15 protein-coding genes are annotated in these 13015 nt (G+C 61.2%); 10 read left to right on the top strand and 5 right to left on the bottom strand.

What is annotated here, in order from left to right:
* Positions 1–3 precede the first annotated feature (3 nt).
* Complete coding sequence (locus tag CWS72_RS24980) at positions 4–459, top strand: methylated-DNA--[protein]-cysteine S-methyltransferase (protein WP_101253381.1); 456 nt, start codon at positions 4–6, stop codon at positions 457–459.
* A 62-nt stretch (positions 460–521) separates the two neighbouring features.
* Positions 522–1499, top strand: coding sequence for a quinone oxidoreductase family protein (locus tag CWS72_RS24975; RefSeq protein WP_101253380.1), 978 nt, complete (start codon positions 522–524; stop codon positions 1497–1499).
* An 81-nt stretch (positions 1500–1580) separates the two neighbouring features.
* On the opposite strand, the gene rho is transcribed toward CWS72_RS24975, so the two are convergent.
* The 3 genes from rho to hemE form a co-directional block, all read right to left on the bottom strand.
* Positions 1581–2837 (bottom strand): transcription termination factor Rho, encoded by a 1257-nt coding sequence (gene rho, locus CWS72_RS24970; RefSeq protein ID WP_101253379.1) that lies wholly within the window; start codon positions 2835–2837, stop codon positions 1581–1583.
* Between the two features lie 205 nt (positions 2838–3042).
* Positions 3043–4071 (bottom strand): ferrochelatase, encoded by a 1029-nt coding sequence (gene hemH, locus CWS72_RS24965; protein ID WP_101253378.1) that lies wholly within the window; start codon positions 4069–4071, stop codon positions 3043–3045.
* A 2-nt stretch (positions 4072–4073) separates the two neighbouring features.
* On the bottom strand, positions 4074–5123 hold the full coding sequence (hemE, locus tag CWS72_RS24960; RefSeq protein WP_101253377.1) for a uroporphyrinogen decarboxylase: 1050 nt from the start codon (positions 5121–5123) through the stop codon (positions 4074–4076).
* A gap of 425 nt (positions 5124–5548) precedes the next feature.
* Between hemE and CWS72_RS24955 the strand changes: the two genes are divergently transcribed.
* Genes CWS72_RS24955 through dnaQ form a run of 5 tightly spaced genes read left to right on the top strand, consistent with a single transcriptional unit; the run spans position 5549 to position 9127 of the window.
* Positions 5549–6373 (top strand): pyruvate, water dikinase regulatory protein, encoded by an 825-nt coding sequence (locus CWS72_RS24955; protein ID WP_338056225.1) that lies wholly within the window; start codon positions 5549–5551, stop codon positions 6371–6373.
* On the top strand, positions 6370–6978 hold the full coding sequence (locus CWS72_RS24950) for a Maf family protein (RefSeq protein WP_101253376.1): 609 nt from the start codon (positions 6370–6372) through the stop codon (positions 6976–6978). Before CWS72_RS24955 ends, CWS72_RS24950 begins: the two co-directional genes overlap by 4 nt.
* Positions 6978–7811, top strand: coding sequence for a shikimate dehydrogenase (locus CWS72_RS24945; protein WP_199175976.1), 834 nt, complete (start codon positions 6978–6980; stop codon positions 7809–7811). The genes CWS72_RS24950 and CWS72_RS24945 overlap by 1 nt, the downstream gene beginning before the upstream one ends.
* Entirely contained in the window at positions 7811–8437 is a 627-nt protein-coding gene (gene coaE, locus CWS72_RS24940) for a dephospho-CoA kinase (protein WP_101253374.1), read from the top strand. The genes CWS72_RS24945 and coaE overlap by 1 nt, the downstream gene beginning before the upstream one ends.
* A 9-nt stretch (positions 8438–8446) precedes the next feature.
* Positions 8447–9127, top strand: coding sequence for a DNA polymerase III subunit epsilon (gene dnaQ, locus CWS72_RS24935; RefSeq protein ID WP_101253373.1), 681 nt, complete (start codon positions 8447–8449; stop codon positions 9125–9127).
* A gap of 73 nt (positions 9128–9200) precedes the next feature.
* Here dnaQ and secB read toward each other — a convergent pair whose 3' ends face one another.
* Positions 9201–9668, bottom strand: coding sequence for a protein-export chaperone SecB (secB, locus tag CWS72_RS24930; protein ID WP_101253406.1), 468 nt, complete (start codon positions 9666–9668; stop codon positions 9201–9203).
* 290 nt (positions 9669–9958) lie between these two features.
* Positions 9959–10429 carry an FxsA family protein gene (locus CWS72_RS24925; protein WP_101253372.1) on the bottom strand — a complete coding sequence of 157 codons (471 nt, stop codon included), beginning with the start codon at positions 10427–10429 and terminating at the stop codon, positions 9959–9961.
* A 98-nt stretch (positions 10430–10527) separates the two neighbouring features.
* On the opposite strand from CWS72_RS24925, the gene CWS72_RS24920 reads away from it, so the two are divergent.
* The 3 genes from CWS72_RS24920 to CWS72_RS24910 are packed head-to-tail and all read left to right on the top strand — an operon-like array spanning position 10528 to position 12846.
* Positions 10528–11199: a Tim44/TimA family putative adaptor protein gene (locus tag CWS72_RS24920; protein ID WP_101253405.1), complete on the top strand. Its 672-nt coding sequence runs from the start codon at positions 10528–10530 to the stop codon at positions 11197–11199.
* Entirely contained in the window at positions 11196–12368 is a 1173-nt protein-coding gene (gene mltA / locus CWS72_RS24915; RefSeq protein ID WP_101253371.1) for a murein transglycosylase A, read from the top strand. Before CWS72_RS24920 ends, mltA begins: the two co-directional genes overlap by 4 nt.
* 22 nt (positions 12369–12390) lie before the next feature.
* On the top strand, positions 12391–12846 hold the full coding sequence (locus CWS72_RS24910) for a hypothetical protein (protein ID WP_101253370.1): 456 nt from the start codon (positions 12391–12393) through the stop codon (positions 12844–12846).
* Positions 12847–13015: the final 169 nt, after the last annotated feature.

The raw sequence follows: 13015 nt of genomic DNA, 5'->3' as shown, positions 1-13015 counted from the left end.
CACATGAGCTATCACTCCTTCAGCAGCCCGCTCGGCGACCTCACGGTTTTCGAGACGGACGGAAAACTGGTCGCTTTGGAATGGGGCCGGGTCCCGGGCGGCGACGGCTCCGCCGGCGTTCTGCAAATGGCGGAACGCCAGTTGGACGACTATTTCGAAGGACGCCGAAAAAGCTTCGATCTTCCTCTCGACCCGGATGGTTCCGTCTTTCAAAAGAAAGTCTGGGCTGTTCTTCAGCATATTCCTTATGGCTCGGTCATGAGCTACGGACAGATCGCCCTCCACATCGATAGCGCGCCGCGTGCCGTCGGTGGAGCCTGCGGTCGCAATCCCCTGCCGGTCATCATCCCCTGTCACAGGGTCGTGGCCGCAGCCGGCTCATTGGGCGGCTATTCCGGTTTGGACGGTTTGGACACCAAGAAATTCCTGCTTACCCTGGAAGGATGGCCAAACCACTAGGGCGCGTGGACGCCCTAAAGGCCCATAGAAAATGTCATTCAAATGATGAAGCGGAGCACATCGTGAGCAAAGCCATTCTGATACATCGCCAAGGCGGACCGGAAGAAATGCGCTGGGAGGAGGTCGAGGTTCTCGCTCCCGGCCCCGGTGAAGCCCTGATTCGCCATACCGCCGTCGGTCTCAACTTCATCGACGTTTACCATCGCAGTGGCGTCTATCCCCTGGCCAAGCTTCCCAGTTCCCTAGGGTCCGAGGGAGCGGGAGTCGTCGAGGCCATCGGATCGGGCGTCCAAGAGGTCAAGGTGGGCGACCGCGTCGCCTACGCCGGTGGTCCGATCGGCGCCTATGCCGAACGACGGGTTCTTCCCGCCGCCCGCCTGGTGGTTCTTCCCCCCTCCATCGAGGACCGTCAGGCGGCGGCGATGATGCTCCAGGGAATGACCACGCAATATCTTCTTCGCAGCACCTACCGGGTTCAGCCCGGCGACACCATTCTTCTCCACGCGGCGGCTGGCGGTGTCGGTCTGATCGCCTGCCAATGGGCGAAACATCTCGGCGCCACCGTCATTGGAACCGTCGGCAGTTCCGCCAAGGCGGAATTGGCAAAGGCCCATGGTGCCGACTATGTCATTGACTACAGCAAGGAAAACTTCGTCGCCCGGGTCAAAGAGATCACCGGCGGCAAGGGTGTTCCGGTGGTTTACGATTCGGTCGGCAAGGATACCTTCGAGGGTTCCCTCGACTGCCTGCGGCCACGCGGCCTGATGGTAAGCTTCGGACAATCCTCGGGACTCGTGCCGCCCTTCAATCCGGTCGTGCTCTCCACCAAGGGATCGCTATTCCTGACTCGGCCGACGTTGGCGACCTATACCGCCAGCCGGGGTGACCTTCTGGCCAGCGCCGGAGAACTGTTCGACGTGGTTGGCAAAGGCGCGGTAAAGATCGAAATCAATCAGAGCTATCCGCTGGCCGAGGCCGCCCAGGCCCACCGCGATCTGGAAGCCAGAAAGACCACCGGATCGACGGTTTTCCTCGTCTGATCATCTTCAGACGGCACATGAGAAAGGGCTGTGTTTCACGTGAAACACAGCCCTTTTCTACGTTCAAACTAACAAAATGCTCTAGCTGTTCATCGCTTCGAAGAAATCGGAATTGCTCTTCGAATGCTTCAGCTTGTCGACCAGGAACTCCATCGCGTCGGTTACGCCCATCGGCATCAGCACGCGACGCAGCACCCACATCTTCGATAGAACGCCCTTGTCGACCAGCAGTTCTTCCTTACGGGTGCCGGACTTCGTGATGTCGATGGCCGGGAAGGTCCGCTTGTCGGAAAGCTTGCGGTCAAGGATGATTTCCGAGTTACCGGTTCCCTTGAACTCTTCGAAGATGACCTCGTCCATGCGGCTGCCGGTATCGATCAGCGCCGTGGCGATGATTGTCAGAGACCCGCCTTCCTCGATGTTGCGCGCCGCGCCGAAGAAGCGCTTCGGCCGCTGCAGGGCATTGGCGTCCACACCACCGGTCAGCACCTTGCCAGAGCTCGGCACCACGGTGTTGTAGGCCCGGGCCAGACGGGTGATCGAATCGAGGAGGATCACCACGTCGCGCTTATGCTCGACCAGCCGCTTGGCCTTTTCCAAGACCATCTCGGTAACCTGGACGTGACGGGAAGCCGGCTCATCGAAGGTCGAACTGATCACTTCGCCTTTCACCGAACGCGCCATATCCGTCACTTCTTCCGGCCGTTCGTCGATCAGCAGAACGATCAAATAGACTTCCGGATGATTGGCGGCGATGGCATGGGCGATATTCTGCAGCATCACCGTCTTGCCGGTGCGCGGCGGCGCGACGATCAGACCGCGCTGACCCTTGCCCAGCGGCGAGACCAGATCGATCACCCGGGTGGTCAGATCCTTGGTGGTCGGATCCTCGATTTCCAGATGCAGCCGCTCATCGGGATAGAGCGGCGTCAGATTATCGAAGTTGATCCGATGCCGCACATTGTCCGGCGGCTCGAAATTGATGGTGTTGACCTTGAGAAGAGCGAAATAGCGTTCGCCATCCTTCGGCGCGCGGATCTGCCCTTCCACCGTATCGCCGGTGCGAAGCGAAAAGCGCCGGACTTGACTGGGCGACACATAAATGTCGTCTGGTCCCGGCAAATAATTCGCTTCCGGCGATCGCAAGAAGCCGAAACCATCCTGAAGGATTTCGAGAACACCGTCGCCATAGATCGGGGTGTCATTCTCAGCCAACTGCTTGAGAATGGCGAACATCATGTCCTGCTTACGCAGAGTCGATGCATTCTCGATCTGCAATTCTTCGGCATAGGCGAGAAGTTCGGCCGGTGTCTTGGCCTTCAGCTCCTGGAGATTCATGTGGCAGGTCCACTATGGGAAATGAAAACAATTGGGGAATGGCCATTGACGGCCGAGAGAAAACTTCCGCTTCGGACGAAGCCGGTCCGAAGGATCAGACAGCGTTGCAAATCGGATCAAACCGCTGGGGATTCCGCAGCTTTATCCAAAGGTGCCAAGCAAGTCAAACGAAGATTGATGATCCGCGCAGATTTTTACAAAGAGTTCAGGAAAGGACTCCCGCATGGCCACAAGCTTTCCACGCTTCACCGCATTGACGGTCGTTCCCTTCCGAACAAAAGGACCGCTCGCTCGACGCCGTCTTGCCGATGAGATCCGCCAGGCCTTCGATGAACAAAGGATGACTTCCCAGGGCCGGAACCCGCACATAAAGCGGCACGCCGGCTTCTTTGGCCAGATGGGCATATTCGATGTCCAACTCGACCAGGGTTTCCGAATGTTCCGACACGAAAGCGACCGGTTGCACGACGAGGGCCTTGCCCTCCGCTCCCGCCCTGCGGATCTCGGCATCGGTGGCCGGGCCGATCCATTCCATCGGACCGACCCTGCTCTGGTAGCTGACCAGCCAATCGAGATCCGATCGTCCCAAAGCCGTCACGATGGCCCGCGCGGTCATTTCCACCTGCGACTGATAGGGATCGCCGCGTTCGATGACCTTTTTGGGCAGCCCATGCGCTGAAAACAATACCCTCGCCCCAGTGCCGGCCTTCTGGAGGGCTTCCTCCAACAAGGCCGCCTGCGCCCTGATCATCTTTTCCTGGGTCGGATAACAGCAGATACCGGTGGTCGGCTTGACCAATCCGGCCTTGGCGGCCGCTTTTCCCCACTCCTTGACCGATGAGGCGGTGGTCGTCGTGGAAAACTGCGGATAAAGCGGCAGTAGAACGATACGATCGGGATTCCAGGCCTTGACGGCGCTCACCGCCTCATCGGTGAACGGCGTCCAATAACGCATGGCGATGAAGACCCTGACATGATCGCCCAGACGGGCTTCGATGGCCGAAGCCTGATCCCGGGTCAGCTCCAGCAAGGGCGAGCGGCCGCCGAGATGGGCGTAAATTCCTTTGGCGACCGATTCCCGGCGCGTCGAAATCAGCCAGGCCAAGGCCCTCCGGATCGGGGCTGGTGCGCCGATGATGGCCGGATCATTGAAAAGATTGAATAAAAACGGCCTGATCGCCTCGGGACTGTCAGGTCCACCCAGATTGAAGAGGACGACGGCCAGTTTTTCCATGATCACCCTCTCCAGGCTCTGACCCGTTCGACCAGTCTGGCGACATGATCAGGCGGCGTGGTCTGCAGGATGCCATGGCCGAGATTGAAGATGAAAGGGCCCTTGGCGCAAAGCGACAGGATACGATCGATCGCGGCATCGAGCGCCGGTCCGCCCGTCACCAGTTTGACCGGATCCAGGTTCCCCTGGATGGTGACTTTCGGTTGCAGGACCTCAACAGCCCAATCGAGCGGAATGGTCGTGTCGAGACTGACCGCATCCACGCCGGTTCGCTCGACGAACGGCTTATAAAGCGCGCCGGCCCCACGGGGAAAGCCGATCACCGGTATTCCCGGCCTTTCCGTTTTGATCCGTTCGACAAGGCGGCGCGTCGGAGAGATCACCCATTTTTCGAATTCGTCTTCAGGCAGGGCTCCCGCCCAGCTATCGAACAACTGAATGGCTTCCGCCCCGTGATCGATCTGGGCGAGGAGATAATCCCCGGTCGCCTCGACGAGGAGATCGATGATTTTTTGAAACAGGTCGGGACGGCCGTAAGCCATTGCCTTGGCTTCGAGATAGTCCTTCGACCCTCCTCCCTCCACCATGTAGGTGGCTACCGTCCAGGGGGCTCCGGCAAATCCGATCAAAGCCGTCGATGTCGGGATAGCGGTCTTCAAACGGGAGACGGTCTCGAATACGGGCCGCAATCGATCCTGAAAACCATCGAGCGTCAGGGCATCGATCTGCCGGGAGTCTCGCACAGGCGTCAGTTTCGGTCCTTCACCTTCCTGGAAGCGGACGGCTTGGCCCAAGGCGTCGGGAACAACCAGGATGTCCGAAAAGAGGATTGCCGCGTCGAAACCATAGCGCCGCAAGGGCTGCAAGGTGACTTCCGTGGCTTTGTCCGGCGAATAGCAAAGGTCGAGAAAGCCGTTGGCTTCCGCTCGAACCGACCGATATTCCGGCAGATAACGGCCGGCTTGACGCATCAGCCAGCAAGGGGGTGGCGTCAGGACGTTGCCCTTGAGGCTTTGAAGAAAGGGTTTGATGGGCGTCGATGCGTCGGTCACTGGGGCCCCCGGCAAGAAAGTTCTTCAGAGCCCCCATTCAATACAGGTCTTGGAAAGTTATGGAAAGGTAGCTGTGGTAGTGGATGGCTGTGGATAACGGGGATCCGCCGCGGCGCAGGAAACATCCCTTCGGTTATCCACGGTTTTTCCTGGAATAGGAAAAATGTGGATAATCCTAGGGAATAATTCCGGATCCATTTGATATTACAGAACAAAAATTGTGGAATACTGGGGCGGGCAAAGTGGGGAAGATCCTCTTTAAAGGGAGAATTCCCCATATTTCGCCACCCCGTCCCCTCGAACTTTCCACATCGGTACGGAACGACCCATTCGTCGATGGTCATCGGGGAGCAAAAAAGGCACAATCGACCGAAGGGGCCACTTATCCCCGTTAAAACGATTTATCCACAGACGCGGCCGCCTCCTTGTCGATCAAACAGTTTCATTTGCACCTCGTTTCCGACGCCAGCGGCGAGACGGTCTCCTCGGTTGCCCGGGCATGCCTGGTGCAATTCGAAGGCATCGAGGCGATACCTCATTTGTGGTGGCTGGTGCGGACCCAGGGCCAGGTGGAACGGGTGGTCGAGGGCATCGAGGCTAGTCCCGGCGTCGTCCTCGTCACTTTGATGGATGGCGCGGTTCGCGGTCTGCTGGAGGAAGCCTGTCGCCGGTTGAGCGTTCCCTATATTCCGGTTCTCGATCCGGTCATGGCGTCCCTGGCCGGCTATCTGGACGCCGACTTCGGGACACAGCCCGGTCGTCAGCACGCCCTCGATGCGGCCTATTTCCAGCGAATCGACGCCATGCATTTCACCTTGTCGCATGACGACGGACAGATGCTGCACGATCTCGACGCGGCCGACGTCATACTGGTCGGCGTATCCCGGACATCGAAGACGCCGACCTGCATGTATCTCGCCAACCGGGGTCTCAAGGCTGCCAACATCCCCCTGATCCCCGGCATGCCGCCGCCGCCGGAACTTTTCGCGACCAAGCGGCCGCTTATTGTCGGTTTGACCAAGGAACCGAAAAGCCTGACGGATATCCGCCGCTCGCGCCTGCGTTTTCTGAGCCAGGCCGAGGAAAGCGATTATGCCGACCCCGACCGCGTACGCGAGGAGGTGGGCATGGCGCGCAAGCTGTTCACCCAGCAGGGGTGGCCGGTGATCGATGTTTCCCGTCGCTCCATCGAAGAGGCCTCGGCGACGATTCTCCAGCTTTATATCCGCCGCAAGGGAGCACCGACATGACTGCCGCAATGCCCGCTCTGCTTCTCGCGTCGGCCAGTCCGACCCGTCTGGCCCTTCTGACCGCCGCCGGCGTCGCCGTGAAGGCCATTCCGGCGGATGTCGAGGAGGACGCCATCAAGATGCGGTTGCGGGCGGCCGGAGCCGAGGTTGGAAGCGTCGCGCGGGCCCTGGCGCAAGCCAAGGCGGTGGCGGTGGCGAAAGCCTGGCCCGATGCCCTCGTCATCGGTGCCGACCAGATGCTCATCTGCGGAGAGAACTGGTACGACAAACCGGGCGACGTGGGAGCGGCCCGGCGGCAGTTGCGCTCGCTACGCGGCAAGACCCATCGGCTTCTGAGCGCGGCGACGGTGGTGCGGGGAGAGACCGTCCTCTGGCAGCATTTGTCCGAAGCCACCTTGACCATGCGTTCTTTTGGTCAAGACTTTCTCGATGATTATCTTCAGGATGCCGGCCCGGCGATCTTATCGTCGGTCGGCGCCTATCAATTGGAGGGCCTTGGCGCGCAGTTGTTCGAGCGGATCGAAGGAGACCATTTCACCATTCTCGGTCTGCCTTTGATCGCCCTGCTCGATTTTCTGCGGAGCGCAGGGGTATTGAAGACATGATTTTATCCGGCAAAGCCAAATTGGCCGGTGTTTTCGGTTGGCCCGTCGGTCACTCCCGGTCACCGAAATTGCATGGTTTTTGGATCGAGCAGCATCGCATCGACGGGGCCTATGTGCCCTTGTCGGTAAGGCCCGAGGACTTCGCCTATGCCTTGCGCGCCTTGCCGCGCATGGGTTTTGCCGGGGCGAATGTGACGATTCCCCATAAGCAGACGGCGCTTGCCCTGGCCGATCATGTCGAACCCCTGGCCCGTCGCATCGGTGCCGTCAATACGCTGGTCGTTCGTGAGGACGGCAGTATCGAGGGGCGCAATACCGATGCTTTCGGTTTTCTTGAAAATTTGCGGCATGCCGTTCCCGATTTCAGCGCGGCCACGGGGGTGTCGGTTGTGATCGGCGCCGGCGGCGCGGCTCGCGCCGTGGCGGCGGCTCTGCTCGACGACGGGGCGCCGCGGGTCCGTCTGATCAACCGGACGCGGTCGCGGGCGGTCGAAGTGGCCGAGGCCCTGGGCGGCCCGATCGAGGTCGTCGACTGGGAAGACCGTGCCGAAGCCCTGGCCGGATCCAATCTTCTGGTCAATACGACGAGCCTCGGCATGACCGGCCAGCCGCCGCTGGATTTGGCTCTCGACGCTTTGCCGCGCGACGCCCTGGTCACCGATATCGTCTATGTGCCCCTGGAAACACCGCTGCTTTTGCAGGCCCGGTTGCGCGGACATCGGACGGTCGACGGTTTGGGCATGTTGTTGCACCAGGCCCGCCCGGGATTTCTTGCCTGGTTCGGCGTGATGCCGGCGGTCACCGACGAACTCAGGCGGTTCGTGGAAAGCTGATGATCGTCCTCGGTCTGACCGGATCGATCGGCATGGGAAAAACCACGGCGGCGCGGCAATTGGCTTGCCTCGGCATTCCGGTCCACGACGCCGACGCGGTCGTACACCGTCTGTTGGCGAAAGGCGGTGCCGCCGTGGCCCCCATCGGACGGGCATTTCCGGAAGCGCTCGTCGACCGATCGATTGATCGCCAACGGCTCGGCGCCAGGGTTTTCGGTGATGATATCGCCCTGTCGCGACTGGAGGCGATCATCCATCCCCTGGTCCGCCGGCAGGAACGATTGTTCATCGAGCGCTCGCGCCGCCGCCGGGAACGTCTCGTCGTCCTCGACGTGCCCCTATTGTTCGAGACGGGCGCATGGCGCCGGGTCGACGCCGTCCTTGTGGTGTCATGTCCGGCCTTCCTGCAGGAGCAACGGGTATTGGCCCGTCCCGGCATGACGGTTGAAAAACTGGCCGCCATCCGCCAACGGCAGATACCCGATTCGCGGAAGCGTCGTCTGGCGGACGTCGTCATTCCCACCGGCGCCGGCCGGCGTCTGGCCTTGCGGAAATTGCATATCGCCGTCAGGGTGCTGTTGGAAAAAAAATCGGCGCCCCGCCGCCGTCGACCTATCGATAAGTGAAGATTTGAAATGCGCGAAATCGTTCTCGATACCGAAACCACGGGTCTTGATCCCGCCGCCGGCCATCGGCTCGTCGAAATCGGCTGTGTCGAACTGGTCAACCACCTGGCCACCGGGCAGGCCTACCACGTCTATATCAATCCCGAGCGCGATATGCCCGAGGAGGCCTTCAAGGTCCACGGCCTTTCCGAGGAATTCCTGCGCGACCAGCCCTTATTCAACCTTGTGGCCGCCGATTTCCTGGAGTTCATTCAGGACTCGCCGCTGGTCATCCACAATGCCGAATTCGATATGAAGTTCCTCAACTGGGAACTGAAAGCGCTCGGCCATCCGGTGATCCCGCGGGACCGGGCGATCGATACCGTGGTCATGGCCCGGCGGCGCTTTCCCGGATCGCCCGCCAACCTTGACGCTCTTTGCCGTCGTTTCGGCATCGACAACACGGCGCGCACCAAGCATGGGGCTCTTCTCGACGCCGAACTGCTGGCGGAAGTTTATCTTGAACTGATCGGCGGTCGCGAGCCCGGTCTGGCGCTTGGCGCCGCCGCCAAAAAGGACGAAACCGTCCAGGCGGCTCCTCGGGAACGGGTGGTCCGCGCTCCGCGGCCGCATGCGCCCAGCGAGGAGGAATTAGCCGCCCACGCGGAATTCATCGCGCAGCTTAAAAATCCGCTTTGGCAGATAGAATAAGCTTTAGCGAAGCAATCCAGCCTGCCGGAAGGGCTGGATTGCTTCGCCTGAAGGCTCGCAATGACGCTTAATATCAGGCGGTTCCGTGCTGTTCCTGCGCCATCTGTTCAAGACGGCTGCGATAAAGAGTAACGAAATCGATCGGTTGCAGCATCATCGGCGGGAAACCGCCGTCACGGGTGATTTCCGCGACGATGTTGCGGGCGAAGGGGAACAGGAGCCGGGGACATTCGATCAACAGAATCGGCTGCACATGCTCGTCCGGCACATTGACGCTGAAAACGCCGCCGTAGGACAATTCGACGATGAACGCCGTGCGGTCCTTGATCTTCGCCTCGATGGCCAGTTGCAGAACCACTTCGAAGACATTCTGCTGCAAGGGTTCCGCCGCCAGATCGACGCGGACGGAAATTTCCGGCGAACCTGAGGCCAACTCACCATAGATGGACGGGGCGCCAGGCACCTCGAACGACAGATCCTTGATATATTGAGCATTCACCTGCAGCTGCGGCAGCGTTTGTTGGTCGGCAGCGTCGGTCATCTTGCACTCCTGCGTATCGCGTTTGGTCGTCTGGACCGGCCATGAAATCGTGGTCGGACCACTAACATGGAACACCGGCGGACACAACCCGAGTCCCGGACCGTTACAGGGCAATCGGGTTCACCCGATTGCCCTGCTTTAAATTTTTGTCCCTCACGCGCCGGGCGGCGGACATCCGTCCGTCTAGGCTTCCTCCGCTTAAGCTTCGGGGGCGCGCAGCGCGCCATCGCGGCGAAAATCACTTTTGGAAGAACAACTTGCGCGCGTTCACCCGATTGCCTTGCGGACCGTTATTCCTTGGGAAGCTTCTTCGGCACCGGCCTCCGCGCTCCATCATTTTCCTCGACCACCGTCCAATCGCCTTCGATGACCGTGGTGGTCCCGCCGCCGCTTCCCGCCGGTCCGCTGCCGCCCAGCCGGGATCCCAACGCCCGGCGCAGCAATTGCCGCACCGGCGCCAGCAGAAGCGGCAGGGCGATGAGGTCGGTGACGAAACCGGGAAGCATCAGAAGACCGCCGGCCACCGCCAGACAGGCGCCGTCGAACAGCGCGGCCACCGGCATTTCTCCCCGGTTCATCTGCGCCTGGGCCAGGCGGGCCGTGGCCAGGCTTTGAGTCCTCAGGACCGCGAGGCCGGCCAAGCCCGACAGAATGATGCCGGCGATGGCTCCCGGCCAGCCCAACCATTGCGCGACCTCGATCAGGACGGCGATTTCCACCACCGGCCAAGCCAGGAAGAGAAAAGGGAATACCCAGGCCATGCTTGCTCTTTATCCTGCAACCGCTTATGTAAAAACCAATGCTTCTTCATGAAGCACCGTCGCGCCCGGCTCTCGGTAGGGCCTCCGGAAATGGAACCATGACAGACGGCTCACAGTTCATCGATATCATTCTTTTCGCCATGGTCGCGTTGTTTCTCGGCCTACGTTTGCGCAGCGTCCTTGGACGCCGTACGGGAACCGAGAAACCACCGGCTGAAATCGGCCTTGCCGCCCGGCCGGGACCGGATAACAACGTCGTCGACATCGCTCAGCGGCGGCGGCCCGACGCCGCGCCGATCGATGACGGCGCGGTGCCGCTCACCGGAGCGCTGTTGCAGATTCATCAGGCCGATCGCAACTTTACGCCCGAGGGCTTTCTTCAAGGCGCCCGGGCGGCCTTCGAAATGATCGTCTCGGCTTTCGCCCGTGGCGACAAGGAGGGCTTGCGTCCCCTGCTTTCCGACGAGGTCTTCGAAAACTTCCGACGGGCCATCGACGCCAGGACCCAGGCCGGCGAAACCTGCCAGTCGGAATTGCTGAGCATCACCTCGGCGGATATCGAGGACAGTCGTCTCGAGGATCAGAAGGCCACTCTTTCGGTCCGCTTCGTCAGCCAGCAGATCATCGTCGTCAAGGATCCCGAGGGCAAGGTTGTCGAAGGCGACCCTTCGCGGTCGGTGAAGATCATCGATCTGTGGAGCTTCCAGCGTGATACGCGGGCCGCCAATCCCAATTGGTTGTTGGTGGCGACGCGCAGCCTGGAAGAATGAAGATTGCCGGCCTGCCTGCCTCGGGCCGGCTGATCAGCCTCGCCGCGGTGTTTCTGCTGGCGGCCTGTTCGACCACCTCCGTCAAGGCACCGCCGGAGACGTCGGCGGGGCCGGATCGGCTGGTGCTGACCGCCGTCGATTTCGGACAGCTTCCGGGCTGGCGAAACGATATCCAGGCCCAGGCGCTGCCGGCGTTCAAACGAAGCTGCGATCGCATCACGCAAATGCCGGCCGGCCAATCGGTCGGGGCCGGGGGACAGGGCGGACTGGCCGGCGATTGGCTGGGGCCCTGCGGCGCCTTGCGCTCCGTCAACCCGAACGATCCCACGGCGGTGCGCGATTACTTCGAGACGTGGTTCCAGCCGTTTCTCGCCGCCAACGGCCAACGGTCCAGCGGCTTGTTCACCGGATATTTCGAGGCGGAACTGCGGGGTTCGCGCCATCGCGGCGGGCGCTATCAAACCCCGCTTTATGCCCGCCCCGCCGACCTGCCGACCGATTCCGCCCAAAGCTATTTCAGCCGTGCCGAGATCGAGGGCGGAGCCTTGCGAGGCAAGGTCAGGGAACTGTTGTGGGTGGACGATCCGGTCGATGCCCATATCCTGCATATCCAGGGATCGGGACGCGTCATTCTGGATGACGGCAGCATCGTTCAGGTCGGCTATAACGGCAGCAACGGTCGAAAATTCCTTGGATTAGGCCGGATCCTGCTGGATCACGGCAAGATCTTTCCCGGCGACACCACCATGCAGACGGTCAGGGCCTGGCTCAAAAGCCATCCGAAGGAAGCCGGCCCCCTGATGGCGGAAAATCCCCGTTATGTATTCTTCCGTTTTCTCGATGCCGATGGGCCGGTCGGCGCGGCGGGCGTTCCCTTGACCGCCGGTCGCAGCCTGGCGGTTGATCCGCATTTCGTGCCGCTCGGGGTGCCGCTGTGGCTGGACAGCGTCGAGCCGGACGGTCAGCCGCTGCGGCGTCTGATGGTTGCCCAGGATAGCGGGGCGGCCATCAAGGGACCGGTTCGCGGCGACGTCTATTGGGGGCCCGGCGAGGCCGCGTTCGATAAGGCCGGTCGCATGAAAAGCCAGGGGTGCTATTATCTTTTGCTGCCACGTGAGCGATCCGGGCCCGTCGCCCTGGCAAAGGAGCCGGATCAGCCGGTTTTGTAACGAAACGCGATTTTGAAGAGGCATGAGCAAAAGCACTCCCCACAGCTATGCGGCCCATGACGCGTTGCGGAAAGCCCATGCCGCCGGGCGGGTGCTCATCTATAGCGACGCGCGGATTCTCGGCCGGCCGGGGTCGCCCCTCTACAATGCTTTCGAGGTCTTCATCCCCCCCCTGGTGTTGATGGCCAGCAGCCTGACCCTGCTGTTCGCCTTCGGTCTCATCGAATGGCTCATCGCCCTGGTGCTGGTTGTGCTCTATCAGCTCTACGGAGCGCCGCGCGTGGTGAATTGGCGGGTGCATCGCCGCGCCGTCGCCGCCGTTCTCGCCAATCCCCAGAATTTGCAAATTCTTTGGGACATGGGGGGCATCGCCCTTGCACTGAAGGATTGGCCGGAACAGGCTTGCGTCGGGCCGAAGGGGGACTGGCGGGCATTCTGCGGGGAATTCCTCGTCGTGCCGGAAACGACCGAGTTCTGATCCGTGGGAAACGATCGGCGCCGGCGGGTGGTCACCAGTGAAGAAACCAAGCTGTGGCGTGAGGTCATGCGCGGGACGCGAAAAATTTCGCGCGAGGACGCGCCAGAGAACGCGTCAGACCCTCTCCCGGATCCCACATCTCCATCGCCAGCGGTTTCCCCTCCCCGCC

It is taken from the genome of Telmatospirillum siberiense (assembly GCF_002845745.1).
In the GTDB taxonomy this organism is placed as follows: Bacteria; Pseudomonadota; Alphaproteobacteria; order Rhodospirillales; family Magnetospirillaceae; genus Telmatospirillum; species Telmatospirillum siberiense.
The sequence above is the reverse complement of the archived record's forward strand: the minus strand, read 5'-3'. Positions and strand labels throughout refer to the sequence as shown.

Excerpts from the sequence above, each read along its gene's own strand:
- CWS72_RS24980 (WP_101253381.1), top strand. The coding sequence starts at position 4 with ATGAGCTATCACTCCTTCAGCAGCCCGCTCGGCGACCTCACGGTTTTC.
- rho (WP_101253379.1), bottom strand. The coding sequence starts at position 2,837 with ATGAATCTCCAGGAGCTGAAGGCCAAGACACCGGCCGAACTTCTCGCC.
- hemH (WP_101253378.1), bottom strand. The coding sequence starts at position 4,071 with ATGGAAAAACTGGCCGTCGTCCTCTTCAATCTGGGTGGACCTGACAGT.
- CWS72_RS24950 (WP_101253376.1), top strand. The coding sequence starts at position 6,370 with ATGACTGCCGCAATGCCCGCTCTGCTTCTCGCGTCGGCCAGTCCGACC.
- coaE (WP_101253374.1), top strand. The coding sequence starts at position 7,811 with ATGATCGTCCTCGGTCTGACCGGATCGATCGGCATGGGAAAAACCACG.
- dnaQ (WP_101253373.1), top strand. The coding sequence starts at position 8,447 with ATGCGCGAAATCGTTCTCGATACCGAAACCACGGGTCTTGATCCCGCC.
- secB (WP_101253406.1), bottom strand. The coding sequence starts at position 9,668 with ATGACCGACGCTGCCGACCAACAAACGCTGCCGCAGCTGCAGGTGAAT.
- CWS72_RS24925 (WP_101253372.1), bottom strand. The coding sequence starts at position 10,429 with ATGGCCTGGGTATTCCCTTTTCTCTTCCTGGCTTGGCCGGTGGTGGAA.
- CWS72_RS24920 (WP_101253405.1), top strand. The coding sequence starts at position 10,528 with ATGACAGACGGCTCACAGTTCATCGATATCATTCTTTTCGCCATGGTC.
- mltA (WP_101253371.1), top strand. The coding sequence starts at position 11,196 with ATGAAGATTGCCGGCCTGCCTGCCTCGGGCCGGCTGATCAGCCTCGCC.
- CWS72_RS24910 (WP_101253370.1), top strand. The coding sequence starts at position 12,391 with ATGAGCAAAAGCACTCCCCACAGCTATGCGGCCCATGACGCGTTGCGG.